The organism is Sinomonas sp. R1AF57, from assembly GCF_002224485.1.
Lineage (GTDB): Bacteria > Actinomycetota > Actinomycetes > Actinomycetales > Micrococcaceae > Sinomonas > Sinomonas flava.
The window spans coordinates 2,252,447-2,277,800 of the sequence record NZ_CP022463.1 but is presented as its reverse complement, the minus strand read 5'-3'; the positions used below and the strand labels follow the sequence as shown (position 1 = coordinate 2,277,800).

The 25,354-nt window shown below is 70.8% G+C and carries 17 protein-coding genes and 1 tRNA gene; 10 read left to right on the top strand and 8 right to left on the bottom strand.

Features of this window, described 5'->3' with window-relative positions; translation table 11 throughout:
• Positions 1-95: 95 nt before the first annotated feature.
• The 4 genes from CGQ25_RS10405 to CGQ25_RS10390 form a co-directional block, all read right to left on the bottom strand.
• Positions 96-833, bottom strand: coding sequence for an amino acid ABC transporter ATP-binding protein (locus CGQ25_RS10405; RefSeq protein ID WP_208709449.1), 738 nt, complete (start codon positions 831-833; stop codon positions 96-98).
• Positions 830-1,606, bottom strand: a complete 777-nt coding sequence (locus CGQ25_RS10400) for an amino acid ABC transporter permease (RefSeq protein ID WP_208709447.1) — start codon at positions 1,604-1,606, stop codon at positions 830-832. Before CGQ25_RS10400 ends, CGQ25_RS10405 begins: the two co-directional genes overlap by 4 nt.
• Positions 1,607-1,624: 18 nt before the next feature.
• Positions 1,625-2,578 carry an ABC transporter substrate-binding protein gene (locus CGQ25_RS10395; protein ID WP_208709445.1) on the bottom strand — a complete coding sequence of 318 codons (954 nt, stop codon included), beginning with the start codon at positions 2,576-2,578 and terminating at the stop codon, positions 1,625-1,627.
• Between the two features lie 274 nt (positions 2,579-2,852).
• Complete coding sequence (locus CGQ25_RS10390; protein ID WP_208709442.1) at positions 2,853-3,560, bottom strand: 3'-5' exonuclease; 708 nt, start codon at positions 3,558-3,560, stop codon at positions 2,853-2,855.
• A gap of 67 nt (positions 3,561-3,627) precedes the next feature.
• On the opposite strand from CGQ25_RS10390, the gene CGQ25_RS10385 reads away from it, so the two are divergent.
• Genes CGQ25_RS10385 through CGQ25_RS10375 form a run of 3 tightly spaced genes read left to right on the top strand, consistent with a single transcriptional unit; the run spans position 3,628 to position 10,693 of the window.
• The gene (locus tag CGQ25_RS10385) at positions 3,628-4,059 is read left to right on the top strand and encodes an MGMT family protein (protein WP_208709440.1); all 432 of its coding nucleotides are present in this window, start codon (positions 3,628-3,630) and stop codon (positions 4,057-4,059) included.
• Positions 4,056-7,262: an ATP-dependent DNA helicase gene (locus CGQ25_RS10380; RefSeq protein ID WP_208709438.1), complete on the top strand. Its 3,207-nt coding sequence runs from the start codon at positions 4,056-4,058 to the stop codon at positions 7,260-7,262. The genes CGQ25_RS10385 and CGQ25_RS10380 overlap by 4 nt, the downstream gene beginning before the upstream one ends.
• A complete protein-coding gene (locus tag CGQ25_RS10375) occupies positions 7,259-10,693 on the top strand; it encodes an ATP-dependent DNA helicase (protein ID WP_208709436.1) in 3,435 nt (1,144 codons plus the stop codon). Before CGQ25_RS10380 ends, CGQ25_RS10375 begins: the two co-directional genes overlap by 4 nt.
• Before the next feature lie 74 nt (positions 10,694-10,767).
• Here the strand turns inward: CGQ25_RS10375 and CGQ25_RS10370 are convergent, their stop codons facing one another.
• Positions 10,768-11,865: a phosphotransferase gene (locus CGQ25_RS10370; RefSeq protein ID WP_208709434.1), complete on the bottom strand. Its 1,098-nt coding sequence runs from the start codon at positions 11,863-11,865 to the stop codon at positions 10,768-10,770.
• A 146-nt stretch (positions 11,866-12,011) separates the two neighbouring features.
• Here CGQ25_RS10370 and nudC point away from each other — a divergent pair, with 146 nt between their 5' ends.
• From nudC to CGQ25_RS10350, 4 genes are read left to right on the top strand one after another with little or no spacing between them, the layout of a single operon-like run.
• Complete coding sequence (gene nudC, locus CGQ25_RS10365; RefSeq protein WP_208709432.1) at positions 12,012-13,094, top strand: NAD(+) diphosphatase; 1,083 nt, start codon at positions 12,012-12,014, stop codon at positions 13,092-13,094.
• Complete coding sequence (locus CGQ25_RS10360) at positions 13,091-15,214, top strand: ATP-dependent DNA helicase UvrD2 (RefSeq protein ID WP_208709430.1); 2,124 nt, start codon at positions 13,091-13,093, stop codon at positions 15,212-15,214. Before nudC ends, CGQ25_RS10360 begins: the two co-directional genes overlap by 4 nt.
• A complete protein-coding gene (locus tag CGQ25_RS10355) occupies positions 15,204-15,794 on the top strand; it encodes a M48 family metallopeptidase (protein WP_208709429.1) in 591 nt (196 codons plus the stop codon). Before CGQ25_RS10360 ends, CGQ25_RS10355 begins: the two co-directional genes overlap by 11 nt.
• A gap of 9 nt (positions 15,795-15,803) precedes the next feature.
• On the top strand, positions 15,804-16,001 hold the full coding sequence (locus CGQ25_RS10350) for a hypothetical protein (RefSeq protein WP_208709427.1): 198 nt from the start codon (positions 15,804-15,806) through the stop codon (positions 15,999-16,001).
• A 64-nt stretch (positions 16,002-16,065) separates the two neighbouring features.
• Here the strand turns inward: CGQ25_RS10350 and CGQ25_RS10345 are convergent, their stop codons facing one another.
• On the bottom strand, positions 16,066-17,556 hold the full coding sequence (locus CGQ25_RS10345) for a zinc-dependent metalloprotease (RefSeq protein ID WP_208709425.1): 1,491 nt from the start codon (positions 17,554-17,556) through the stop codon (positions 16,066-16,068).
• 232 nt (positions 17,557-17,788) lie between these two features.
• Here CGQ25_RS10345 and CGQ25_RS10340 point away from each other — a divergent pair, with 232 nt between their 5' ends.
• From CGQ25_RS10340 to CGQ25_RS10330, 3 genes are all read left to right on the top strand, one after another.
• A complete protein-coding gene (locus CGQ25_RS10340) occupies positions 17,789-18,964 on the top strand; it encodes a PDZ domain-containing protein (protein ID WP_255405245.1) in 1,176 nt (391 codons plus the stop codon).
• A gap of 147 nt (positions 18,965-19,111) precedes the next feature.
• Positions 19,112-22,102, top strand: a complete 2,991-nt coding sequence (locus CGQ25_RS10335) for a UPF0182 family protein (RefSeq protein ID WP_208709423.1) — start codon at positions 19,112-19,114, stop codon at positions 22,100-22,102.
• Between the two features lie 131 nt (positions 22,103-22,233).
• Positions 22,234-22,307, top strand: a tRNA-Met gene (locus CGQ25_RS10330).
• Between the two features lie 80 nt (positions 22,308-22,387).
• Here the strand turns inward: CGQ25_RS10330 and CGQ25_RS10325 are convergent.
• Positions 22,388-23,194, bottom strand: a complete 807-nt coding sequence (locus CGQ25_RS10325; RefSeq protein WP_208709421.1) for a PspA/IM30 family protein — start codon at positions 23,192-23,194, stop codon at positions 22,388-22,390.
• Between the two features lie 59 nt (positions 23,195-23,253).
• On the bottom strand, positions 23,254-25,320 hold the full coding sequence (locus tag CGQ25_RS10320) for a TPM domain-containing protein (protein WP_208709419.1): 2,067 nt from the start codon (positions 25,318-25,320) through the stop codon (positions 23,254-23,256).
• Positions 25,321-25,354: the final 34 nt, after the last annotated feature.

Here is a 25,354-nt window from a genome sequence, read left to right as displayed (position 1 = left end):
CCGCGCGGGGCGGCCTCGCACGCACGACGGCGGGGTTCCCACCAGAGTGGGGACCCCGCCGTCGTGCGCGTGCGCGGTTGAGCTGAGCTCCTTGGTCAGAGCACGTCGCTCAGGAACCGCTTCAGCCGCTCGGTCTGCGGCGCGTCGAAGACCTGCTCGGGCGGCCCGGACTCCACGGCGACGCCTCCGTCCATAAACGTGACGTTGTCCGAGACGTTGCGCGAGAAGCCCATCTCGTGGGTCACGACGACCATGGTCATGCCACCCTTCGCGAGATCCGTCATGAGCGCGAGGATGCCCTTGACGAGCTCGGGGTCGAGGGCGGACGTCGCCTCGTCGAAGAACATCACCTCGGGCTTCATTGCGAGTGCGCGCGCGATCGCCACGCGCTGCTGCTGGCCACCCGAGAGGGTGGCCGGACGGACGTCCGCCTTGTGCTTGAGGCCCACGAGGTCGAGCTGGGCGAGGGCCTCCTCGCGCGCCTGGTCCTTGGAGAGCCCGCGCAGCTTGCGGAGCGCGAACGCGACGTTCTCGCCGACGCTCTTGTGCGGGAACAGGTTGAACTGCTGGAACACCATGCCGATGCGCCGCCGCAGCTCGTCCGGATTGTCCTTGAGGACCGACTTCCCGTCGAGGAGGATGTCCCCGGCGTCGGGCTCGATGAGCCGGTTCATCACGCGCAGGAGCGTCGACTTCCCCGACCCCGAGGGCCCGATGACCGAGGCCGTCGTGCCCGCTGGGACCTTGAGGTCGATGCCCCGGAGCACCTTGTTGGCGCCGAAGGCGAGGTGGATTCCCCGTGCCTCGAGCGATCCCGAGGAGAACTGGCTCACGGCTGGGCTCCCTTCCCGACGACAGCTGCGGCCTCGTCCGGTTCGATCTTCTCGGCCCGCTCCTGGGCGCGGCCTGTCCGCAGGCGGGCATCGATCCAGTTCACGAGGTGCGTGAGCGGAATGGTGAGCACCAGGTAGAAGATGGCGGCGGCGACGTACGGCGAGAGGTTCCCGGTGTTGGCTGCGGTGTCCTGTCCGATCTGGAACAGCTCGCGCTCACGGGACGTGACGCCGATGGTGAAGACGAGCGACGAGTCCTTGATCAGGGCGATGAACTGGTTCATCAGCGCGGGCAGGACGCGGCGGACGCCCTGGGGCACGACGATCATCCGCATCGACGGGCCGTAGCCGAAGCCGAGCGCGCGCGCCGCCTCGAGCTGGCCCTTGTCGACACTCTGGATGCCCGAGCGGAAGATCTCGCCGATGTAGGCGGCCGAGATCAGCGACAGGGCAGCGACACCCATCGGGTAGGGGCTCGTGATGCCCGTGAGCTCACGGAGGATCGGGCCGAAGCCCAGGCTGATCGCGAGGATGGTGAGGATCGCCGGGAGTCCACGGAAGATGTCCGTGTACCCCCGGGCGATCCACCGGACCACAGGATTCCGCGAGATCCCCATGAGGGCGAGCAGCATGCCGAGCAGCGTGCCGATGATCCCCGAGGAGACCGCAAGCACGAGCGTGTTCGGCAGGCCGACCGCGAACATGGTCGGGAGGACGTCGCCGATGACCTTCCAGTCGAAGAAGGTCTCGCCGAGTTTGCTGAGGTAATCCATGTGGCCTCTGTCCGTCGACTACTTCGCTTCGCTGACCTTGACGGCCTTGCTTCCAGGCTTCCAGCCCTCCGGCGTCTGGTCCTTCAGCGTTGCGCGGTCCGGGTACCACTGAGCGGTGAGCTTGGACCACGTGCCGTCCGCGATCACGGCGTCGAGGGCCGAGTTGAGGGCGTCAGTGAGGGGCTGGTTGTCCTTCGCGACCGCGTAGGCCGTGAAGTTCTGGGTGTTGACCTTCTTCTGGGCGATCGTGGTCCCGTCGCCGGCCTTGACCTGGCCCTCCGCCTGCTGGGACGGGGCGACCCAGGCGTCGATCTGGCCGCTCTTCACGTTGGCGTACACGGTGTTGTAGTCCGGGAAGCGCACCGGCTCGAGCTTGAGCGTGTTGGTGACGAAGTCGTCCTGGACCGTGCCCTGGACGACGCCGATGCGGACGCCTTCCTTGAGGTCGTCGAAGGTCTTCACCTTCGCGCCCTCCTTGGTCACGATCGCCATGTAGCCGAAGTCGTAGCCGTTCGTGAAGGCGACAGTCTCGCGTCGCGCATCGGTCGTGGAGATCGAGGAGGAGCCCATGTCGAACTGCTTGGTCTTGACCTGCGCGAGGAGGCTCTGGAACTTCGTGGAGACGAACTCGACCTTGAGGCCGAGCTTCGCGGCCATGGCCTTGAGCAGCTCGTTGTCGTAGCCGGTGAAGTTGCCGCTGCTGTCGATGAAGATGTTCGGCGGCGCGTCGGAGAGGGTGCCGACCTTGATCGTGCCGGGCGTGATCAGTCCCAGCTTGGACGTGTCGATCTTGTCCAGCGCGGTGACGGAGTCGGTCGTGTACTTGTCGAGGGTCTGCTGGTCGCTGCCCTTGAGGGCATCGCTCGGAGTGCCCGACGACGACGTCGACCCCCCGCCGCAGGCGGCGAGGGTCAGCGCGAGGACGGCCGCAAGGGGGGCGGCAGTAAGCCACTTGGGTGCTTTGAGCTTCATGGAGCCTTCGCTTTCTGGTATGAACGCCGGACGCGCGCTAGCGACGTGCGATCGGCACGTCGGTGGGAATCATGGGCTGCATACCATTATGAAGGGCGACCGTCCGAGCGTTACAGGCTGAACATATTTCGCAACATTGGGAGGCGCCTCGAAGATCCTTCGACTCCAGTCGTCAGCGGCGCGTGAGGCCGAGCGGTGCGGCGGCCCTGTCCTGAACTGCGCAGGCCGGATCGCCCGGCGCTGCCGGTCAGGGGGCGCTGTGACTTCGCTCTCACTAGAAACCGCCTCCGCCGGCATCGTGCGGTGCGAGGACGGGCCAGTCGCCCTCGACGACGGCGGTGGGCTTGGTCTTGCGGAGGTACGCCTGGAAGTCGGCTGCTTGTGCGGCGGACCAGTCGACCTGGCTCATGTGCAGATGCGGGGCGGGCTTGTGGAGCTCAGGGAAGCGGGACGCCATCGCGTCGAGGAGCTGGGCGGCCGCGAGGGCATCCGCCGCTGACGTGTGCGCGTCGTCGAGGATCACGCCGTACTGTTCGCAGAGCGCTCCGAGGGTGCGCTTGCCCCGCCGGAACTTCTCAACCTGCTTGTTGATGACGTACGGGTCGAGGACCGGGAACCGGGTGAGCTGCGGAAGCCCGTGGCGCGCGCACTCCGCGGCCATGACCGTGAAGTCGTAGGCGGCATTGAAGGCCACCACCGGCGTGCCCGCGTCGAAGAGGGCCTGCAGCGTCTGCGCCACCTCGGCGACGACGACGGCCGCGGGACGGCCCTCCGCCCTCGCCTTCTCGGTGGTGATGCCGTGCACCTGTGCGGCCTCGGCAGGGATATCGACACCAGGGTCGGCGAGCCACTCGTGTTCTGCCTGGATGGCTCCGTCGGGCCCCAGGACGACGATGCTCGCGGTCACGATGCGCGCGGCCCGGGAGTTCGGGCCCGTGGTCTCGAGGTCGAAGGCCGCTCGTGCGTTGGTGTTCCAGCTCATGCGGCCACGCTATCCGGGGGCACTGACAATCCACGGGCGCCCACGCCGCCCGCAGTAGGCTGGGACGATGCGCGAGGAGTTCGTCGAGGCGGTTCTGGCCGTCGTCGACCTCGTCCCTCCCGGCTCGGTGGTGGCCTACGGGGATGTCGCCGAGCTCCTCGGGGCAGGCGGACCGCGGCAGGTCGGTGCGGTGATGTCACACCACGGCGCCGCGGTGTGCTGGTGGCGGGTCCTCAGGGCGAGCGGCGAGGCGCCCGAGCACCATGAGGCCGCCGCCCTCGAACGCTACCGTGCGGAGGGGACGCCTCTCCGGGGGGATCCCGCGAGGGGAACGTGGAGGGTGGACATCCAGCGGGCGCGCTGGGCGCCGACGGATGCCGAGCTCGACACAGCAGAGGCGATCGCAGACCGCCTCTACGAGCGCCTTCACAGGCACCGGTCCGCCCGCGGGCTGGCGGGACGAGGAATGTCGGACCCGGACAGTGGAATGGACCCATGACCGCCACCGCTTCGCACAGCGCCCCGGCCCTTCGCCTCCTGCCCCCGGCGGACACGGCCACAGGGCCCACGTGGTCGCCGTCGCCGGACCAGGCGCAGGTCCTGGCGCTCACACGCGGTTCGGGCCCGGTGCTCGTCTGGGGCGCTCCCGGCACGGGGAAGAGCCGGCTGCTCGTGGAGGCGGCCGCGCTCCGTGTGGAACGGGACGGGCTGGACCCTGCGCGGGTGCTCCTCCTGGCGCCGTCCCGGGCGGCATCCGCGCGCCTGCGTGACGCCTTCACGGCGCGGCTCAAGCGGAGCCTGAGCGCTCCGCCGGCCCGCACCTGGTCCTCCTACGCGTTCGACCTCATCCGCCGTGCCCGCGCCGAGGGCCGACTCGACTGGCTGCCCCGGGCGCCGCGGCTCCTGTCGGGTGCCGAGCAGGACCTCATCATCAAGGAGCTGCTCGAGGGCCACCGCCTGTCGGGGAGCGGGCCGGCGTGGCCGGACGGCTTCGGGCCGGCGCTGTCCACCCGCGGCTTCCGACAGGAGGTGCGGGAGCTCTTCGACCGCGTCACTGAGTACGGAACGACGGCGGACGAGCTCGCCGACCTGGGCCGCCGCGCGGGGCGCCCCGAATGGGAGGCTGCCGCACGCCTGTACACGGAGTACCGGGACGTCCTCGAACTGCGCATGCCGGAGGCGTTCGACCCGGCCGGCATCATCACGGCAGCACGGATGATCCTCCTCGAGGACCCCGGGCTGCTGGCGGACGAGCGCGGCCGCCTCGAGCTCCTCTGCGTCGACGACGTCCAGGAGTCGACCCCCTCGGTCCTCGAACTTCTCGCAGTGCTGGGGGAGGGCCGAGATGTCCTCGCAACCGCGGCGCCGGACGTCGTCGTCCAGGGATTCCGTGGCGCCCGCCCGGAACTCGTGCCCCGTCTCCGCGGGCTCTTGGGCTCCCTGACGGAACTCTCGCTCACCACCTCGCACCGGCTGCCCGAGGGCGTCGCCGAGGCCTGGAAGAGCGTGGCGCAGCGGATCTCCACCGTCCCCGGCGGGCAGGCCGCGCGACGGCTCACCGGGGACGGCTGGGAAGCGGGCACGGAGCAGGACCGGCTGTCCACGGCGGAGGCCCACGTCCTCCACTCCTCGCTCCACGAGCTGCGCTACCTCGCCCACCGGATCCAGGAGGCGAGGCTTCTGGGTGGGATCGGGTACGGCGAGATGGCAGTCATCGTCAGGTCAGGAGCGAAGCTCGAGCAGATCCAGCGGTTCCTCGCGGGGCAGGGCGTCCCCGTCAAGGTGCCCGTCGCCGAGACGGCGGTCCGGGACGAGGCGGCCGTCCGCCCCCTCCTGACCGCGTTCCGCATCGCCCTGGCACCCCACGAGCTCACACCCGAGACCGCCGTCGAACTCCTCACCTCCCGCCTCGGAGGCGCCTCGGCCCTGGACCTGCGAAGGCTGCGGCAGGCCCTGCGCCAGGTCGAGCTCTCCGAGGGCGGAGGCCGTTCGAGCGATGCCCTCCTCGTCGAGGCGCTCGAAGCGCCCGCCGCACTCGACGGGCTCGGGCTCGAGGCGGGCGCAGCCCGTCGGATCGCCCGGGTGATTGCGCGGGGGCGCAGCGCCGCCGCGGAGCCCGGAGCGACAGCTGAGACAGTCCTGTGGGCCCTGTGGGAGGCGGCTGGCCTCGCGCGCCGCTGGTACGAGCTCGCCCTTGCCGGGGGTCCTCTCGGTCTGCGCGCCGACCGAGACCTGGATGCACTCATGGCACTCTTCCACACGGCAGAGCGGTACGTGGACCGGCTTCCCGGCGCATCCCCGGGACAGTTCCTCGACTACCTCACCGAGCAGGAGCTGCCGATGGACACACTTGCTCCCCGCGCCCAGGCGGAGGACGCCGTCGAGCTCCTGACACCCGCCAGCGCAGCGGGCCGCGAGTGGCGGCTCGTGTTCGTCGCCGGGCTGCAGGACGGAGTCTGGCCGAACACCAGGCTCCGCGGTGAGCTGCTGGGCAGCACGCTGTTCACGGACTGCCTGGAGCTCGGCGTGGTCTCGGCTCTGCTCGTGGGGCCACGCGCGAGGGTGAGCGACATCCGGTACGACGAGCTGCGCAGCTTCTCGGCCGCCGTCTCCCGCGCCTCCGAACGGCTCGTCTGCACAGGCGCGTCGAACGAGGACGAGATTCCCAGCCCGTTCCTCGACTACGTGGCACCGCCGCCCGAGGGCGTGGACGCCGTGCGGCCCTACACGGACGTGCCCCGGACCCTGGGCCTGCGGCCCCTCGTCGCCGAGCTCAGGCAGGCCGTCGAGACAGGGGATGGGGATGCGGAGGACGCGGCGGCCCTCCTGTCCCAGCTCGCGGCTGCAGGGGCTCCTGGAGCCCATCCCGGCGAGTGGTACGGGCTCGCACCGTTGAGCAGCACGGGGCCTGTCGTTCCCGAGGACGGCGTCGTCTACGTCTCCCCGTCCCGCATCGAGACCGCGACGAAGAACCCCCTCGACTGGTTCGTGTCGGCCGCCGGTGGCGAGGCCGCGACAGACTTCGCGCGCAGCCTCGGGACCCTCGTGCACGGAATCGCGCAGGATGTCCCGGACGGAAGCGCCGCCGACTACCTCGCCGAGCTCCGGCGGCGCTGGCCCAGTCTCGGACTGCCGGACACGTGGGAAGGGCACGTCGACTTCCAACGCGCCGCCGGCATGGTCGAGAAGCTCGCAGAATACGTGCGCGCCAACGGCCGCGAGCTGCTGGGCGTCGAGGTGGACTTCGAGGCTTCCTTGGCGGGCCACGGCACCGCTGAGGTTGCCGCCCGCACCGTCCTGCGGGGACAGGTGGACCGGCTCGAGCTGGACAGCGCGGGGCGGCTCGTCGTCGTCGACCTCAAGACCGGGCGGCGAAAGCCCACCGCGGACGAGATCGACGAGCACGCCCAGCTGGCCGCCTACCAGGTCGCCGTGGCGGCGGGCGCCTTCGAAGGGCAGGACGGCGCGCCAGGGGGCGCCGAGCTGGTGCAGCTCGGCGAGAAGACGAAGAAGCTCAGCATCCAGCAGCAGGCCGCGCTGGAGGACGCCGCGTGGGCGATCAGGCTCGTCGAGTCGGCGGCCGAGACGATGTCGGCGGCCGCATTCGAGGCCCGCCACGAGCCGGGGGCCGGATTCTCCGGCGGGTGCCGGCTGCCAGACATCTGCCCGCTGTGCGTGCGGGGAAGGCAGGTGACCGAATGAGCGCCGACCTCGCCGCCGGGCTTGAGGACGCAGGCCGAGAGGCACCGGGTGTCCTGCCCGATCCACGCTTCACACCCGAGGAGCTCGCGGACCTCCTCGGCCAGCACCGGCCCACGGCGCAGCAGTCGGAGATCATCTCTTCCCCCCTCGAACCCCGCCTCGTCATCGCGGGTGCAGGCTCGGGGAAGACGGCGACCATGGCGGACCGGGTCGTCTGGCTCGTCGCCAACGGATGGGTCCGACCCGAGGAGATCCTCGGGGTGACGTTCACACGGAAGGCAGCAGGCGAGCTTGCCGCGCGCATCAGGGCACAGCTGGTCCGGCTCGCACGGCTGGCGCGCCGCGGCATCGTGGGGATCGCCGCGGCAGCGGCGGACCCGCAGGCGCTCGAGCCGACGGTCTCCACCTACCACTCGTTCGCCAACACGGTCGTGCAGGACCATGGCCTGCGCCTCGGTGTCGAGCGCGACGCCGTCCTGCTGGGGGCCGCGCAGTCCTTCCAGCTTGCCGCCCATGTGGTCGAGTCGTACGACGGCGCCGTTTGGGACGGCTTCCCCGCGAAGACCACCCTGATCTCCGCAGTCCTCCAGCTCTCGGGCGAGTGCGCCGAACACCTGCGCGACCCCGCGGAGGTCCGGGAATGGCTCGAGGCGACTGCAGACCAGTTCGCGGGTCTCGCGCTCTCGAGCGGTCGCGGCGGCCCGGCCACGGCGGCTGCGAAACTGCTCTCCACCTTCCGGACGCGGGCCCTGGTGGCCAGCCTGGTCGCACGGTACGCGGAGGCGAAGACGGCACGCGGCGCCCTCGACTTCGGCGACCTCGTAGCGCTCGCAGCCCGCATCGCCTCCACGGTGCCCCAGGCGGGACAGCTCTTGAGGCACCAGTACCGCACCGTCCTCCTCGATGAGTTCCAGGACACGTCCCATGCCCAGGCCGTGCTGTTCTCGCAGCTGTTCGGTGCCGGCCACGCGGTGACGGCCGTCGGAGACCCGAACCAGTCGATCTACGGCTTCCGCGGCGCCTCCGCGGGCCAGCTCGAGGGGTTCCCGCACCTCTTCCCGCGGTCGACGGCTGAGGCCGGCTGGGCGCCGGCATGGACCAGCCACCTCACGACTGCGTGGCGCAACAGCGTCCGGGTCCTCGCGACGGCGAACGCCGTCTCCGGTCCCCTCGGGGCGCCGCCCGCCTACTCACCCCGCAGCGCCCTCGTTGACGTGCGCCGGCTCGAACCGCGTCCCGGCGCGGGTGAAGGCCGCGTCCTGCTGGGGAGATTCGCCGACGAGCGCGAGGAAGCGGAGGCCGTGGCGGACCAGCTGGCCGCGTTCCGCCGCGACTGGTTCAGCGGGCGGCCGGGGAAACGGGCCGGTGCGAGCGCCGAGGGCCCCACCATGGCCGTGCTGTGCCGTAAGCGTTCGCAGTTCGCAGCGATCCGGCGGGAATTCGAGCGCCGGGGCCTGCCGTTCGAGGTCGTAGGCCTCGGGGGGCTGCTCGACACCCCCGAAGTCGTAGACATCGTCTCCACACTGCGTGTCATCGCCGACCCGGGCCGCTCCGACGCGCTCATGCGGCTCATGGCCGGAGCCCGCTGGCGGATCGGTCCGGCAGACCTCATGGCGCTGGCTGACTGGTCGCGGCACCTCGCCTCGATGCGGCGGGCAGCGGCACGGCCACGCGACGAGGACCTGGACGCGCCCGGGACGGCCGAGGAGACCCTCGTGGAAGGCGACCTCGCCGAGGCGGCCAGCCTCGTCGAGGCAGTCGACCGCCTTCCGCGGCCGGGGTGGACCTCGGGCGCGGGACGTTCCCTCAGCGACGAGGGACTGTCACGGTTGGGCCGCCTGCGGGACGAGCTCCGCTCCCTGCGCACCCTCGCCGGCGACGATCTGGGAACCGTCATCTCGCACGTCGAACGCACGCTCCTGCTCGACATCGAGCTCGCAGCGCGCCCGGGCGTCTCCATCCATGCCGCGAGGAGGAACCTCGACGCCTTTGCCGAGGCTGCGGCGTCCTTTCTCGCCCAAGCCCAGAGGGCGGACCTGCTCGCGTTCCTCGCATGGCTCGAGGCAGCGGCCCAGGAGGAGTCCGGCCTCGACATGGCACCCTCCGAGCCGACACCCGGGGCGATCCAGCTCCTCACGGTCCACGCATCCAAGGGACTCGAATGGGATGCCGTGGTTGTCGCGGGGCTCAATCAAGGCATGTTCCCCTCGGGCGGGAACGACCGGTGGACCTCGGGGCAGGCGGCGCTGCCCTGGCCCCTGCGGGGAGACCGCAACGACCTTCCGCAGATGGATCTCGACCACCCCGACAAGAAGGGCTGGGTGGAGGCGGAGAAGCTGCTCGCCGAGGATGCCACCGAGCATTCAGAGCGCGAGGACAGGCGCCTCGCATACGTCGCTTTCACACGGGCGCGGTCCCTCCTGATGGCCACCGCCTTCGGGTGGACCAGCACGCGCTCGAAGCCGATGGCGGCGTCCCCGTTCCTCGAGGAGCTCCGCGGGATAGCCGAGCCTGAGGGCTTCGAAATCCTCACGTGGGCCGAGGATGAAGAGCTCCCCGAGGAGAACCCGCTTCGGGCCGATGCCGAACGGTCCCCGTGGCCGTACGACCCGCTGGAAGGTCCGGTCGACGCCGCGACCGGTGCCCGGCGGAGCCTCGCCCCGGGACGTCGCGCCGCCGTCGAAGCCGCTGCGGCCACCGTCCTGGCGAAGCTGCACGACGCGAGTCCCGGGCCGGGACCGGACGGGCAGGCATCGGCTGGGCGTGCCGGACTCTGGGCGAGGGAGGCCCAGCTCCTTCTCGCCGAACGGGCCCGGAGCCGCGACATCTCCTCGGTCCGCCTCCCTCAGCATGTCTCGGCCTCGACGCTGATGGCGCTGGGAGAGGACCCGGCGTCCGTCGTGCGCCAGCTGCGCCGCCCCATCCCGCGGCGCCCCGGCATGGCCGCCCGGCGGGGTACCGCCTTCCATGCCTGGGTCGAGGAGTTCTTCGGCACGAGCGCCATGCTGGATCTCGACGGGCTCGACAGCTCGGACGAGCATGTGGACGAGGCCTACGAGCTCTCGGCCCTGGTGGCCGAGTTCAAGCGCTCGGAGTGGGCGCACCGGCGTCCCGCGCATGTCGAGGTGCCCATTGAGACGAGGGTGGGGCCCGTCGTCGTGCGTGGGCGCATCGATGCGGTCTTCCGGGACGCGGACGGCGGCTGGGACCTCGTGGACTGGAAGACGGGGCGCGCACCGAAGGGCGCGGATGCGAAGGCACGGTCGGTCCAGCTTGCGGTGTACCGGCTCGCGTGGTCGCGCCTCACCGGTGCGCCGGTCGAGAGGATCCGTGCAGCGTTCTGCTACCTCGCGGACGGCACCGTGGTCAGGCCTGACCGGCTTGCGGGAGAGGCAGAGCTCGAGGCCATCGTGGCGGCCGCGTTCGACTGACCGGGCAGAGCCGCGGCCGCATCACGCGCCCTGATCAGCCGAGGTGCGCACCGGGCCGGCGTCCGGGAGCCCCGTCAGCGGCCAGCGTTCTCCGAGGCGGGGACGATGGGGACCGCGTCCGTCAGGGCCTCAGGTTCACGGGACCCGGCGACGACGCCGGCTCCGGCGTCGTCGGAACCACCGGAACCGTTCCCGTCGCCCTCGTCGTCGGCGTCGTCCTCGGCACGCCGCGCCGCCGGGTTGCGGTCCGCCTCGCTGTCGTCCGCCTCGATGTCCTCGGCGAGCTGCCCGAGCATCTGCTCTGCATCGCGGGCAGCGTCCCCGTCGTGCAGGGCGAGCGCCTTGACGAGGTACTGCGCGAGGGCGAACTCGGCCGCCAGCGCCGCGCGGCGGGCCAGCTGGGGGTCGACGGGCTCCTTGCGGGCCGCATGGTAGGCGGCGAGCACAGCATCGATGAATCCCTGCTCATTGGATCCCACGAGCCAGGCCATGTCGTCGGCGGGGTCTCCGATGCGAAGGTCGGTCCAGCCCGTCACGGCCGTCACCTTGTCGTCCTCGATGAGGAGGTTGTCCTCGTGCAGGTCCCCGTGCACAACAGTCGGGTGGAAACGCCAGAGGGTGACATCCTCCATCGCCTGCTCCCAGCGCTTCAGCAGGATGGGCGGGATCTTGCCGGTCGTCGCCGCCTGATCGAGTTCGTTGAGGCGACGCTGCCGGAATCCGTTGGCGGAGTAGGCCGGGAGGTCGGCGTCGTCGACGATCTCCTGCGGGAGCCCGTGAATCGCGGCGAGAGTGGCGCCGATCTCCTGCGCGAGCGCGGTGCTGCCTGCTGCGAGATCGTCGAGCTCGCGGACCGTGCCTGTGAGGTTCGTGTAGACGCAGGTGGTGAGGTCGCCGAGGCGCACCGTCCCGGCGACGGCCGGCATCTGGAACGGAAGCTCGGCACGAACGGACGGTTCGAACGCCCTGAGCACCGTCAGCTCGGTCTCGAGCCGCGCGCTCGCCTCGGTTCCGCGCGGGCAGCGGATCCGCCACTTGCGGCCGTCTGCAGTCTCGAGCACGGCGGCATCGAAGTCCGTCGCGTCGTCGGGGGAGGCGGCGACAGCGGTCGGCCGCAGGCCCGGGACGGCGGCGGTGGCGATGGCGGCCAGCTCGAACGGTGTGCGCTTCACGCTATCCACGCTAGCCCGACGGCCCGGACGGATCACGGATCCACGCCGAGCGGAGTCTGACGAGACATCGAGGTGAGGTGCGGGCGACTGTCCACAGCGGCGGCGAGGATGTGCGGCTGTCGGACCGGGTCAGTACCGTAGAGTCCATGAGTTCCGCCCCTCTCGAGTCGTCCGTGTCCCCCGTGCCCTCCCGCGCCGCGCTCGCGGCGTTCGACGGCGGGGGCCCGGTCGCGGGGCACCTCTCCGAACGGCTCCTGAGGGTGCAGGACGCCGTGCTGGACCGCCGTTCCGCCGAACGGGCCGACGACTCCTTCCTGTCCTCGGTCCTCCGCCTCCCCGGCACGGTCGCCGTCCTCTTCTCCCAGCGCCGTGCCGCGCACAGCGGCGACCGCCTCACGTTCCTCCCCGCGCGCGACCTCCCGGCGGAGTGGCTCAGCGGCCTCGTGGTCTACCTGGGCCGGCTCCCCTCGGAACGCACGACGCCGTGGGCGGCTCCGGGTGCCGACGTGGTCCTCGTCGTCCTGCCCGAACCGGTCGAGCCCGTCGCAGCGGTCATGTCGGAACCGGCGGGGGAGGGCGCGGCCCTTCTGCCGGAAGACACCCACTGGGCCGGATTCCGGGAGTCGGGCCCCGGTCTCGACCTGACCGAGGCCGCGATCCTGCTGGAGGCGACCGCGGTCGCCAACTGGCACGAGACGCACCCGCGCTGTCCCCGCTGCGGTGCCCCGACCGCCGTCGTGCAGAGCGGATGGGTGCGTCAGTGCCCCGACGACGGCTCCGAGCACTTCCCGCGGACCGACCCTGCGATCATCGTGACCGTCGTGGGCCCGGACGGCCGTCTGCTCCTCGGGACTGGCGCCCGCATGCGATCGAACATGTTCTCGACCCTTGCGGGCTTCGTCGAGCCCGGGGAGTCCCTCGAGCAGGCGGTGGCCCGCGAGGTCGGCGAGGAGGTCGGGGTGCGGGTCTCGGACTGCCAGTACCTCGGGTCCCAGCCCTGGCCGTTCCCGGCCTCGCTCATGCTCGGCTTCACAGCGCGCACCGAGGACAGAACGGCCCAGGCCGACGGGGAGGAGGTCCTGAGGGCGCGCTGGTTCACGCGTGAGGAACTGCAGTCCGCCAACCTGTCCGGGGAGATCGCTCTCCCGAGCCGGCTCTCGATCTCACGTGCCCTCATCGAGCACTGGTTCGGAGGGCCCATCGCGGAGCCCGCGCGGGAGGGCAAGTGAGCGAAGCGGCTCCCGGCCTCGCGCCGGACAGCCTGGAGGCGCGCCTGCTCGGCGGCCTCGACGAGGAGCAGCGCGCCGTGGCGACGACCCTCCACGGTCCGGTCTGTGTCCTGGCAGGTGCGGGCACGGGCAAGACGCGCGCCATCACGCACCGCATCGCCTACGGTGTCCACTCGGGCGTCTACTCGCCGCAGCGGCTCCTCGCGGTGACCTTCACCGCGCGAGCCGCCGCAGAGATGCGCTCCCGCCTGCGGGACCTCGGGGCGGGGGGCGTGCAGGCCCGCACCTTCCACGCGGCGGCGCTGCGCCAGCTCCAGTACTTCTGGCCCCAGGCTGTCGGCGGAGCCCTCCCGGGCCTGCTCGAGCAGAAGGCGCAGGCCATCGCCGAATCGGCGCGCCGGCTCCGGCTCACGGTGGACCGGGCAGCCATCCGAGATCTCGCCTCTGAGATCGAATGGGCCAAGGTGTCCATGCTGACCCCGTCCACCTACCTCGAGGGCGCCGCTGGCCGCGGAGAGCCCGGCGGCCTCCAGCCCGCCACGGTCGCCAGGCTGTTCGAGGCGTACGAGGACGTCAAGGTCGACCGTAACCTCATCGACTTCGAGGACGTCCTGCTGATCACGGTCGGCATCCTCCAGGAGGACCCCAAGGTGGCTGCGACAGTCAGGGAGCAGTACCGGCACTTCGTGGTCGACGAGTACCAGGACGTCTCGCCCCTCCAGCAGCGGCTCCTCGAGCTGTGGCTCGGCGGGCGGGAAGAGCTGTGCGTCGTGGGCGACGCGAGCCAGACGATCTACTCGTTCACCGGCGCCACGAGCGCCCACCTGCTCGAGTTCGGCAAGCGGCACCCCGACGCTGCGATCATCCGCCTGGTCCGCGACTACCGCTCGAGCCCGCAGGTCGTGCAGCTCGCGAACCAGCTGCTGGCCTCCCGCCGCCCTGCCGGGCCAGCGGCCGACGCGCGGTGGGCGCAGCCGCTCACGCTCGTGGCGCAGCGCCCGAAGGGGCCGGAACCCGAGTTCGCCGAGTGCACGGACGACGAAGCGGAGGCAGCCGCCGTCGCCCGCCGCATCTCCGAGCTCGTCGCGGCGGGGACGGAGCCGAAGGACATTGCGGTGCTCTTCCGCACCAACGGCCAGTCCGAGGCGTTCGAGCAGGCGCTCTCGTCCGCCGGGATCGGCTACCAGCTGCGCGGCGGCGAGCGCTTCTTCAACCGGCGCGAGGTCCGCGACAGCCTCCTCCAGCTGCGCGGTGCGGCGCGCGCGGCCGCGGACGACGGCGTGCCGGTGGGCCAGCGGGTGCGTGACGTGCTGTCCTCGCTGGGCTACTCGGAGCAGGCCCCCACGGGCGGCGGGGCGACCCGGGAGAGGTGGGAGTCGCTCGCGGCGCTCGTGCACCTCGCCGACGAGCTCGCCCAGTCGCGCGGGGAGGGGTTCGGGCTGTCAGAGTTCGTCGCCGAGCTCCAGGAGCGCTCCACCGCCCAGCACGCGCCGGCCGTCCAAGGCGTCACGCTTGCGTCCCTGCATTCGGCCAAGGGCCTCGAATGGGACGCCGTGTTCCTCGTGGGCCTGAGCGAGGGGCTCGTGCCCATCTCGTTCGCGGATTCGCCCGTGACCGTGGACGAGGAACGGCGCCTGCTCTATGTGGGAATCACCCGGGCGAGGGAATTCCTGCACCTCTCCTGGTCCCTGTCCCGAACCCCGGGCGGACGGGCCCACCGCCGCCCGTCACGGTTCCTGGACGGGCTCCGTCCCGGGGGAGCGGTGGCATCGCACTCCGGCGGGGCGCCGCGGAAGGGCCGCCGCGAGCTCAAGGGACCCACAACGTGCCGCGTCTGCGGTGCCATCCTGTCCACCGGCGCCGAACGCAAGATGGGGCGCTGCTCGAACTGCCCGCCCAGCTACGAGGAAGCCACTTTCGAGGCACTGCGAAGCTGGCGGCTCGAGCAGGCGCGGGAGGCCGACGTCCCGGCGTTCGTCATCTTCACCGACGCCACGCTCACGGCGATAGCCGAGGCCAAGCCGTCGAGCCTTGCCGAACTGTCCCAGGTGGCCGGGGTGGGCAAGGCCAAGCTCGAGCGCTACGGCGACGCCGTCCTGGAGCTGCTCCGTGACGCGTGAGGCACCGCGCGTCGAGGTACGGCGTTCGGCGCGCCGCCGGAAGACGGTGTCGGCGTTCTGGGAGGGGGACAAGGCTGTGGTCGCCATCCCCGCGGGGTTCTCGCGCGCGCAGGAGGCCGACTGGGTTGAGCGCATGGTGGCGCGGCTCCAGCAGGACACCGCCCGGCGCCGTGGGCCTGCGACGGACGCGGCCCTGATGGACCGCGCCCTCGCGCTCGCGGAGGCCTACCTCGGCGGACAGGCGCGGCCGGTGTCCATCCGGTGGGTAACAAACCAGCGCCGCCGGTGGGGCTCCTGCACACCGAGCGAGCGGACCATCCGGCTCTCGCATGAGCTCCAGGGGATGCCGTCGTGGGTTGTGGACTACGTGATCCTCCACGAGCTCGCGCATCTTCTCGTCTCCGGCCACGGACCCGCCTTCTGGCGCCGCCTCGAGGGCTATCCGCGCCTGGCGGAGGCCAAGGCCTTCCTCGCTGGTGCTGCCTTTGGGGCATCTCGCGTCCCGGGAGGCCCAAGGCCCGACGGCGACGACCCGACGGATGCTGGCTGGGGTCTTACCGGAGACGAGGAACACCCTTAAAATCTGGCCATGAGCGAGCTCCCAGCCAGCTACCAGAGGTACCTCCAGGGCCGCGACGAGGCCTTCATCGAGACCGTCCGGCCCATCCTTCTCCAGTCCGCCGCGGAGGAGACGTTCGGGGTCCGCGTCGTGGTTGTCCCGCACGTCCTGCAGGCGCACCTCGACGAACGGATTCCGTACGGGGAAATCGTCGAGGACCTCGACTGAATCGACGGTCCCGGCCGACGACGTCGACCGGACAGAAGGCCTCGGGCCGGCGGGCGGCCGCCCCTCAGGTGCGCGGCGCCTCCGGGCCGTCGTCGTCCCCCTCGGCGTGGCCGTCCGGCGCGCCCCCAGCCGGGTCTTCGTCGGGAGTGCCGTCCGCTGCCTCGGCCTTGGGTTCGGCAGTCCCGCTCCCGGGCTCTCCGCTGGGCGTGTCAAAGCCGCCGGCCAGGAGCTTCGCAAGTGCCTCGTCGACGTCGGAATCCTTGGCTTCGGCGAGCGAGCGGCGGGCCGAGAAGCCCTTCGGGTCGTCGAGGTCTTCCGCTGTGGGCAGCAGGTCCGGGTGCTTCCAGATGTCATCCCTGCCAGCCACGCCTCGCTCCTGCGTCAGCGAGTTCCAGAGGGTGGCGGCCTCCCGCAGGCGGCGGGGACGCAGCTCGAGGCCCACGAGGGAGGCGAACGCGTGCTCGGCGGGACCGCCGGTGGCCCGGCGGCGGCGGACCGCCTCGCGGAGGGCCGCGGCCGAGGGCAGCACACCTTCGGTGGCGGCTGCAGTGAGCTCGTCGACCCAGCCCTCGACGAGGGCGAGCGCGGTCTCCAGCTTGACGAGCGCGGCCTCCTGCACAGGAGTGCGCTGCGGCATGAACACCCCGCCCTGCAGCGCCTGCTGGACGGACTCCGGGTTGCTGGGGTCGATGTCCCGGGCCAGTTCCTCGATCCGTGAGACGTCGATGTGGATGCCGCGCGCATAGTCCTCGATGGCGCCGAGCAGGTGGCTGCGCAGCCATGGAACGTGCATGAAGAGGCGGGCATGGGCGGCTTCGCGCACGGCGAGGTAGAGGCGGACGTCGCCCTCGGGGAGCCCGAGGCCCTCGCCGAACTTCGCCACATTCGCGGGCAGGAGGGCCATCTCGAGGTCGACCAGGGGCACGCCGATGTCGGACGAGCTCACGACCTCGCCCGAGAGGGCGCCGATCGCCGCGCCGAGCTGCATCCCGAAGATTGCGCCGCCCATGTTCGTCAGCATCGAGGAGGCGCCCCCGAGCATGCCCTTCATCTCTTCGGGCATCTGCTCAGTCAGGGCCTTGGACAGTGCGCCGGCGATGCTGTTGGCCACGGGTTCTGTCAGGCGGCGCCACGTGCCCATGGTGGCCTCGATCCACTCGGCCTTGGACCAGCCCCGCCCGATGATGCCCGTCCCGGGGAAATCGGTCACCGGGTCGAGCCACATCTCCGCCAGACGCAGCGCCTCGTCGACATCGCGGTTCTGTGAGGCACCGACGGACGGGTCCGACGCGGCGGCCGCCGTGCGGCGCGCGTGGTCGTGCGCAAGGTTCCAGTTGACCGGGCCGTCCCCCGTGGGGGCGGCCATCATGGCCTGCACCTGCTCGAACATCTGGCGCAGGACTGCGGGATCATCCGGCAGCCCCGCAGCCTTGGCGATCTCGGTGGGGTCGAAGCCGCCAGCGCCCGCGCCGCCCATGAGCTTGCCGAAGAGCTCGGACAGCGGGTCCTGGGGCTCGTCGTCGTGGCCCGAAGGCTTGTCAGGAGAGGTCATCATTCCGCCGATCGATGCGCTGGTCAGGACACCCTCACGGTACCGCGGTGCCGCTGGCGTGTCTCCGGGGCCGGCCACTCTTTCGCTGTCGGCTCAGCGCCGCGGCCCGGTGTGTCGTGCTCCCCACCCGCAGCGCGACGTCGGGCCGGGGCCATGGCTGAGAGCGCGCTGCCAGCGATGGCCCGTAGGCTGTCCTGTGCAGCGGTGAGGACCGCGGAAGGAAGGCGGCGCAGGCGTGAGCGATCCCCAGCTGGCAAGGGAGATGCGGGAGGACGGCGGCCGCGCGTCCGCTGAAGAGGCGGCCCCCTCCGGCCGCGGGCCCTCCCGGACGAACGGCGGCGGGCGTCGCCCCCGGGGTGGCACCCGGATCGGGCGCGGTTTCGCTGCCCTCATGGCCGGCGTCGCCACACTTGTGCTCGGCGCAACCGTCATGAGCGTGCCCGTACCGTTCGTCGTGGGCGTCCCCGGACCCACCTACAACGCGCTCGGGGCTGCCGACGGCAAGGACGTCATTTCAGTCGCCGGCCACGACACCTACCCCGCGTCCGGCGCCCTCGACCTCACCACGGTCTACATGCGCGGGGGTCCTGCGAGCGATGTGGGGCTCGTGGAGCTGGCACGCTCGTGGTTCGACTCGTCCCGGGAGATCCTGCCCGAGGACGTCGTGTACCCCAAGGGGGTCACGCGGCAGCAGATCAGCGATGAGAACGCGGCCCAGATGGACGATTCGCAGCACACTGCCGTGGCGGCCGCGCTCCGCGAGCTCGGCATCCCCTTCGAGCAGCAGCTGAACGTGGGAAGCGTCCCGGACGGCTCCCCCTCGAGCGGGAAGCTCCGCGCCGGCGACCGCCTCCTGAAGGTCGCGGGGCGCGCCGCGGACACGCTGCCCGCGGTTCAGGAGGCCGTCGCGGCCGGGCAGGGCGCGCCCGTCGAGGTGGTCGTGCTCCGCGACGGGGCCCAGGTCACCCAGACCGTCACCCCGACGAACAACTCGGGGCGGTGGCTGCTGGGCATCGGCATCCGCTACAGCTTCACCTTCCCCTTCACCGTCGACGTCCAGCTCAGCAACGTGGGCGGCCCCAGCGCTGGGATGATGTTCGCGCTCGCCATCTACGACAAGCTCACCCCGGGTGACCTGACCGGGGGAAGGCACATCGCTGGAACCGGCACCATCGGGCCCGACGGACGGGTCGGTCCCATCGGCGGCATCGCGCAGAAGCTCCACGGTGCCCGCGACGCCGGGGCGACCCTCTTCCTCGCCCCTGCCGGGAACTGCGACGAGGTCGTGGGCCACATTCCCGACGGGCTCGCGGTCGTCAAGGTCTCGACCCTGAACGACGCGCGCACCGCAGTCGAGGGATACGCCCGTGGGGAGGACCCCGCCGGGATGCCGCAGTGCACTGCGCAGTGACGCCGCCGCGAGGGGGAGCCGATCCGTCGCGGGCCTCGTCTCCGAATCGTTACCCGACAGCCCGCTCCGCGGGGAACTGCTCTGCCGCGCCGGGCGTGCTTGACTAAGACCGACTGGACAACGCAGCACTGGACAACGAGGTACGCCGTGACATCCCGCCCTGAAGGCACGCTCCGCCCACCGCGACGCAGACGAGGGGCGCTCATCCCGACGCTCGTGATCGTCGCCGTCCTCGCTGTCGCCTTCGTCCTGTTCGCCCAGGTCTTCACCGACGTGCTGTGGTACCAGCAGCTCGGCTTCCTGGATGTCTTCATCAGGCAGAATCTCGCCCGGGTCATCGTCTTCATCGTGGCGGTGCTCGTCATGGCGGGCGCGATCTACCTCGCGATGCGCAGCGCCTACCGGGCGCGCCCGGTATACGCGCCCGATGGTGGTCCCCAGGATCCCCTGAGCCGCTATCAGGAACAGCTCGAACCTGTGCGCCGGATCGTCATGGCGGCCGTCCCCATCGTGTTCGGCCTCTTCGCGGGGGCCGCAGCGGCGAGCCAGTGGCAGAAGGTTGTGCTGTTCTTCAACCAGGAGTCCTTCGGGGTCAGCGATCCCGAATTCAACATCGATATCAGCTTCTACCTCATGACGCTGCCATTCCTCGGCACGCTCGTGGGCTTCCTCCTCGGCGTCGTCGTGATCGCCGGCATCGCGGGGCTCCTGACCCACTACCTGTACGGGTCGATCCGCATCAGCGAGAGCGGGATCTACACTGCGCGGCCGGCGCAGCTCCATCTCGCGATCTCGGGTGCGGCCCTCCTGCTCCTCATCGCGGCGAACTTCTGGCTCGACCGGTACAGCGCCGTCTTCAACGCCTCTGGCCGGGTCTCCGGTGCTCTGTACACCGACGTCAACGCCGTCATCCCGACGAAGGCGATCCTCGCCATCGCCGCCGCGATCGTCGCGGTCCTGTTCATCGTCGCGGCCGTGATCGGCCGCTGGCGGCTGCCCCTGATCGGCACGGCCATGCTCGTCATCACCGGCATTTTGGCCGGCGGCGTCTACCCGTGGGCGATCCAGCAGGTCCAGGTGCGCCCGTCGGAGCAGAACGTCGAGCGGCCGTACATCGAGCGCAACATCAACTCGACCCGCGCCGCCTACGGTCTGGACAAGGTCGAGGTCCAGGACTACAAGGCCACGACGGACGCAACTCCCGGCGCGCTCCGCAAGGACGCCCAGACGACGGCCAACATCCGCCTCCTCGACCCCACGCTCGTCTCGTCGACGTTCCAGCAGCTCGAGCAGTACCGTCCGTACTACCAGTTCGCGCCGTCGCTCAATGTGGACCGCTACACGGTGGACGGGAAGGTCCAGGACACCGTCATCGCCGTCCGCGAGCTCAACCCCCAGGGGCTCTCGCCGAGCCAGCAGTCCTGGTACAACAACCACATCGTGTACACCCACGGCTACGGCGTCGTCGCCGCCTACGGCAACAAGTCCACGGTCGAGGGCAAGCCCGTCTTCATGCAGTCCGGCATCCCCTCCACGGGTGTGCTCGGCACCGACGACAGCTACCAGCCCCGCATCTACTTCGGCGAGTACTCTCCCGAGTACTCGATCGTGGGCGGCCCCGAGGGCTCGCCGGCACGCGAGCAGGACAGGCCCCAGGGCGGCACGGGGGAGACCCAGTACACGTTCAGCGGCAACGGCGGCCCCAACGTCGGCAGCTTCTTCAACAAGCTCCTGTACGCGGTCAAGTTCCAGAGCACCGACCTCCTCTTCTCCGACGGCGTCAACCCCCAGTCGCAGATCCTCTACGACCGCAACCCGAGGGACCGGGTCCAGAAGGTCGCCCCGTACCTGACCATCGACGGCAACATGTACCCGGCGGTCGTGGACGGGCGCGTGAAGTGGATCGTCGACGGCTACACCACGAGCCAGTACTACCCGTACTCCCAGCAGCAGCAGCTGCAGCAGGTGACGGCCGACTCGCTGACCGCGGCCGGCCGCACGAGCCAGCTGCCGGCGTCGACCGTCAACTACATCCGGAACTCCGTCAAGGCCACCGTCGACGCCTACGACGGATCCGTGACCCTGTACGCGTGGGACGACCAGGACCCGCTGCTCAAGGCGTGGCAGAAGGTCTTCCCCAGCACGGTGAAGCCGATCAGCGAGATGTCCGGCAGCCTCATGAGCCACGTGCGGTACCCGGAGGACCTGTTCAAGGTCCAGCGCGAGCTCCTCGGCCGCTACCACGTGACGGATCCGGACAGCTTCTACAAGAACGACGACGTCTGGAGCGTCCCGAACGACCCGACCGTAACGACGACGGGCGTCAAGCAGCCGCCGTTCTACATGAGCCTCCAGATGCCGGACCAGACGGCGCCGGCGTTCCAGCTCACCTCGAGCTACATCCCGCAGATCGTCGAGGGCGGGACCTCGCGCGAGGTCATGTACGGATTCCTTGCCGCGGACTCGGATGCCGGCAGCAAGGCCGGCGTCAAGGGCACCGAGTACGGGAAGCTGCGGCTCCTGCAGCTGCCGACCGACACCCTGGTCCCAGGTCCAGGCCAGGTCCAGAACAAGTTCAACTCGGATCCGAACGTCTCGCAGGCCCTCAACCTCCTGAGACAGGGTGCCTCGGACGTGCTGAACGGCAACCTGCTGACCCTGCCTGTCGGCGGCGGCCTCCTGTACGTGCAGCCGGTGTACGTCAAGTCGACCGGCACCACCTCGTACCCGACCCTCCAGCGCGTGCTCGTCGCGTTCGGCGACAAGATCGGCTTCGCCCCGACGCTCGACGCCGCCCTCGACCAGCTCTTCGGCGGCGACTCGGGGGCGACGGCCGGTGACTCCGACAAGAACAAGCCGGGCCAGACCCAGCCGACCCCGCAGGCGCCGACAGGCAACGCGGCCGCAGATGCCCAGGCCGAGCTCAAGTCGGCCCTGCAGGATGCGAGCCAGGCGATCAAGGACGGACAGACCGCCCTCGCATCGGGCAACTTCGCCGCCTACGGCGAGGCGCAGCAGAAGCTGAGCGCTGCACTCCAGCGGGCCATCGACGCCGAGGGGAAGGTCGCCCAGGCCGGCGGCTCGGCCGGTTCCGGTGCGTCGCCGACTCCTACCCCGACCCCCAGCAAGACCGGCTAGCGGATCGGGCCGGAGTCCAGGACTGCGGCGCACGGCGCCCCGACTTCGTGGCCGGGGCGCCGTCCGCCGTTCCGGGAGAGTCCGGCCCGATTTGGTCCCCCGTTCGCCTGTTGGTAATGTTGTTAGTGCGCCGCGGGGTGGAGCAGTTCGGTAGCTCGCTGGGCTCATAACCCAGAGGTCGCAGGTTCAAATCCTGTCCCCGCAACGAGAAGCGAAGGCCCCGGACCATCTGGTCCGGGGCCTTCGCCGTGTCCCGATCTCCTTCCGCGGCCGTCAGAGGCGGCCTCAGAGCTTGTCGTAGTCCGCCTCGTCGACGGCCGGCGTCGAACCCGCACCTGCGGCAGTGCCCGAGGTTCCGGAGCTGCCGATCGCGGCGGGGGAGCCGCCCTGCTTGAGCGCCGCGAGGCGCGCCTCGATCTCGGTCCGCTCGCCGAGGTCCTCGAGCTCGTTGAACTGGGCGTCGAGGCTGCTTGCCGCAAGCTCCTGCTGGCCGCGGACCTTGGCTTCCTCGCGGCGGACCTTCTCCTCGAACCGCGACACCTCGCTCGTGGGATCCATGATGTCGATGCTCTTGAGCGCATCGTGGACCTGGGTCTGGGCGGCGGCCGTCTTGGCGCGGGCCACGAGCTCGTTCCGCTTCGCCGTGAGCTCGTTCAGCTTGTTCTTCATCTGCTCGAGGCCGGTCTTGAGCCGGTCGACGACCTCCGACTGGGTCGCGATGGTGGGCTCCGCGGCCTTGGCCTCGTTCTCCGACGAGATCTGGCGCTGGATCGCCACCTTGGCCAGGTTGTCGAATTTGGCGGCGTCCGCCGAGTTGCCGGCAGCCCGGAATTCGTCCGCCTTGCGGGACGCCGCGAGCGCCTTGTTCCCCCAGTCCTGGGCGGCCTTGACGTCCTCGGCATGGTCGTCCTCGAGCATCCGGAGGTTCCCGATGGTCTGGGCGATCGCAGACTCCGCCTCGGCGATGTTGTTGGTGTAGTCGCGGACCATCTGGTCCAGCATCTTCTGGGGGTCCTCGGCCTGGTCCAGCAGGGCGTTGATGTTCGCCTTCGCCAGCTGGGCGATGCGGCCGAAGATGGACTGCTTGGTCATGGTGCTCCCTTTCGTATGTGTGGAACGGTCGTCGAGGGACGCGTACCCCCGTGTGCGGCCTAGAAGCTGCCGCCGTCGCCGCCGAAGTCCCCTCCGCCGCCGAAGCCTGAATCGAAGCCGCCGCCTCCGCCGCCCCAGCCTCCGCCGAAGCCGCCGCCATCGCCCCAGCCGCCACCGCCGCTGTGGTGGTGGCCGCCCGAGAGGATCGAGTTGATGATGATGCCGCCGAGGACCGCGCCCGCGATGCCGCCGCCGTCGCGGCGCCCCCCGAACATGCCGCCGTAGCCGGGCCCGCCGCCCCATCCGGCGAACTGGTCCACGTCCTGCTGTGCGATCTGCGCGGCCTGGGCTGCCAGGGCGTTCGCCTGCTGCGCGTAGGCGAGGGCGGTGACCGGGTCCGTGCGGGAGATCGAGAGTGCGTAGTCGAGGTTCCGCTGGGCCTCGGCGAGGCGGGTCCTGGCCTCGGTGCCGATCCCGCCGCGGCGTGCCGCGATGTAGTCGCTCGCAGCACCGATCTGTGCCTGTGCGCTCGCAACCGCCTGCTGGAGGGAGGCTTCCGCCCGCTGCACCTGCTGCTGCCGGTCGCGTACGCCGGTGAGGGCCTCGTCGAGCTGCTGATGGGCTGCCTCCACGCGTCCCAGAGCGGCCACCGGGTCGATCTTCGGGGAGGCGGAAAGCTCCTGCTGCACCTGGCCGAGCGCCGCGTCCACGGCGGCGATGGGGCCGGTCAGCTCGGGGTGCTGGCCCGAGCCCGCCAGTGCCTTGGCCTGGGCCAGGTCGCCCTGGGTGTCGGCGAGCGCGGTGTCGAGACGGGTGCGGGCGTCGTCGAGCGAGGACGCCGCCTTGTCGATCGCGTCGAGGAGCACCCTCGCCTGGTGCAGCGCCTCCTCGGCGGCCCGGACTGCGACGGCGGCGGGGCTCGTCTCGCCGTCGGCGAGCTTCTGCCGGGCGGTGGAGGAGGCGTTCTCCACGAAGGCGAGCCGCTCCTTGGCCTGGGTGATGTTGTCGGCGACGTGCTTGAGGGCGGAGTCGGCGTACTTGGCGCGCAGCTGGCCGAGCTCCGCCTCTGCGGCGGTGAGGCGGGCGTTGGCCTCCGCAGAGCCGGTGGCGACGTCGTTGAGTGCGGCCGGCGCGTTGCGCTCGAGTTCGCGGAGGGCATCGAAGTCCGCCTTCTGCTCCGCGAGGGACGCGATTGCCGCCTCGGACCGGCGGATGATCTCGCCGAGCCAGATGCGCTGCTGCTCCTCCGTGTCCGGGATGTGGTCGTCGAGCTGCTGCTGGAGCTTGAAGGACTCGCCCATGTGGGCCTTGGCCTCTGCGAGGGCCTTCGTGAAGGCGCCCACGGCTTCGGTGCCGTAGGAGGCCTCGGCGAAGCCGAGCTCCTGCTCGCTCGATCGGATCGCGTCGTCCGCGCGGACCAGGAGCCCGTTGGCCTTGGTCCGCAGCTCGGCGACGCTCAGGCCCGCGAGAGGATCCCGCTCTCCCTCGCGGGGCCCGAGTGTCTTGGTGCCGCCTTGCCGGGCAGCTGGCCCCTTGCGGCGCCGGGCGATGAGGTAGGCACCTGCAGCGCCCGCGACGACGACGCCGCCTCCGATCAGCCACGGTGCGGCGCCCGCGCCGGAGGAGGGGGTCCCGCTGCCCCCGCCGGCGGCGTCCCCGACGGCCTTCGCGGTGTCGATGGCCGCCTGCGCGAAGTCGCGCTTCCCTCCGGCGAGGTTGGGGGTGACGGCGTTCTGGCCGATGGCCGACAGCTTGGAGTAGACCTTGGCGTTCTGGGTGTTGGCGAGGAGCTGGTACTGGCCGGAGGTCGCGATCGCGAGGAGCACGTCCGCGCTGCCCATTCCGGTGTTCTTCGCCACGGTCTGCGCCCACACCGTGCGGTCGCTCGGGTTGGTGAAGGTGTCCACGATGACGACATAGAGGTTGACCCGATGCTGCGCGAGCAGATCCTGGACGGCCTTCTGGACCTCGTCCTTCCGTCCTCCGAGTGCGCCCTGCGTATCGACGATGTTGGTGCCCGAAGGAATCGCGACGGGGTCGGTGGCCCAGGCCGCTGCCGTTGCCGGGAAGAGCATCAGCAACGCTGCCGCCATGGCACTCAGGAGTGTCTTCGCCGTCGAACGCATGGGCCACCCTTCGCTCAGCCCGGAGGCTCCGGCC

What these genes read in the sequence shown, in the direction of transcription:
- CGQ25_RS10400 (WP_208709447.1), bottom strand. Translation starts at nt 1,606, where the DNA reads ATGGATTACCTCAGCAAACTCGGCGAGACCTTCTTCGACTGGAAGGTC.
- CGQ25_RS10395 (WP_208709445.1), bottom strand. Translation starts at nt 2,578, where the DNA reads ATGAAGCTCAAAGCACCCAAGTGGCTTACTGCCGCCCCCCTTGCGGCC.
- CGQ25_RS10390 (WP_208709442.1), bottom strand. Translation starts at nt 3,560, where the DNA reads ATGAGCTGGAACACCAACGCACGAGCGGCCTTCGACCTCGAGACCACG.
- CGQ25_RS10385 (WP_208709440.1), top strand. Translation starts at nt 3,628, where the DNA reads ATGCGCGAGGAGTTCGTCGAGGCGGTTCTGGCCGTCGTCGACCTCGTC.
- CGQ25_RS10380 (WP_208709438.1), top strand. Translation starts at nt 4,056, where the DNA reads ATGACCGCCACCGCTTCGCACAGCGCCCCGGCCCTTCGCCTCCTGCCC.
- CGQ25_RS10375 (WP_208709436.1), top strand. Translation starts at nt 7,259, where the DNA reads ATGAGCGCCGACCTCGCCGCCGGGCTTGAGGACGCAGGCCGAGAGGCA.
- nudC (WP_208709432.1), top strand. Translation starts at nt 12,012, where the DNA reads ATGAGTTCCGCCCCTCTCGAGTCGTCCGTGTCCCCCGTGCCCTCCCGC.
- CGQ25_RS10350 (WP_208709427.1), top strand. Translation starts at nt 15,804, where the DNA reads ATGAGCGAGCTCCCAGCCAGCTACCAGAGGTACCTCCAGGGCCGCGAC.
- CGQ25_RS10345 (WP_208709425.1), bottom strand. Translation starts at nt 17,556, where the DNA reads ATGATGACCTCTCCTGACAAGCCTTCGGGCCACGACGACGAGCCCCAG.
- CGQ25_RS10325 (WP_208709421.1), bottom strand. Translation starts at nt 23,194, where the DNA reads ATGACCAAGCAGTCCATCTTCGGCCGCATCGCCCAGCTGGCGAAGGCG.
- CGQ25_RS10320 (WP_208709419.1), bottom strand. Translation starts at nt 25,320, where the DNA reads ATGCGTTCGACGGCGAAGACACTCCTGAGTGCCATGGCGGCAGCGTTG.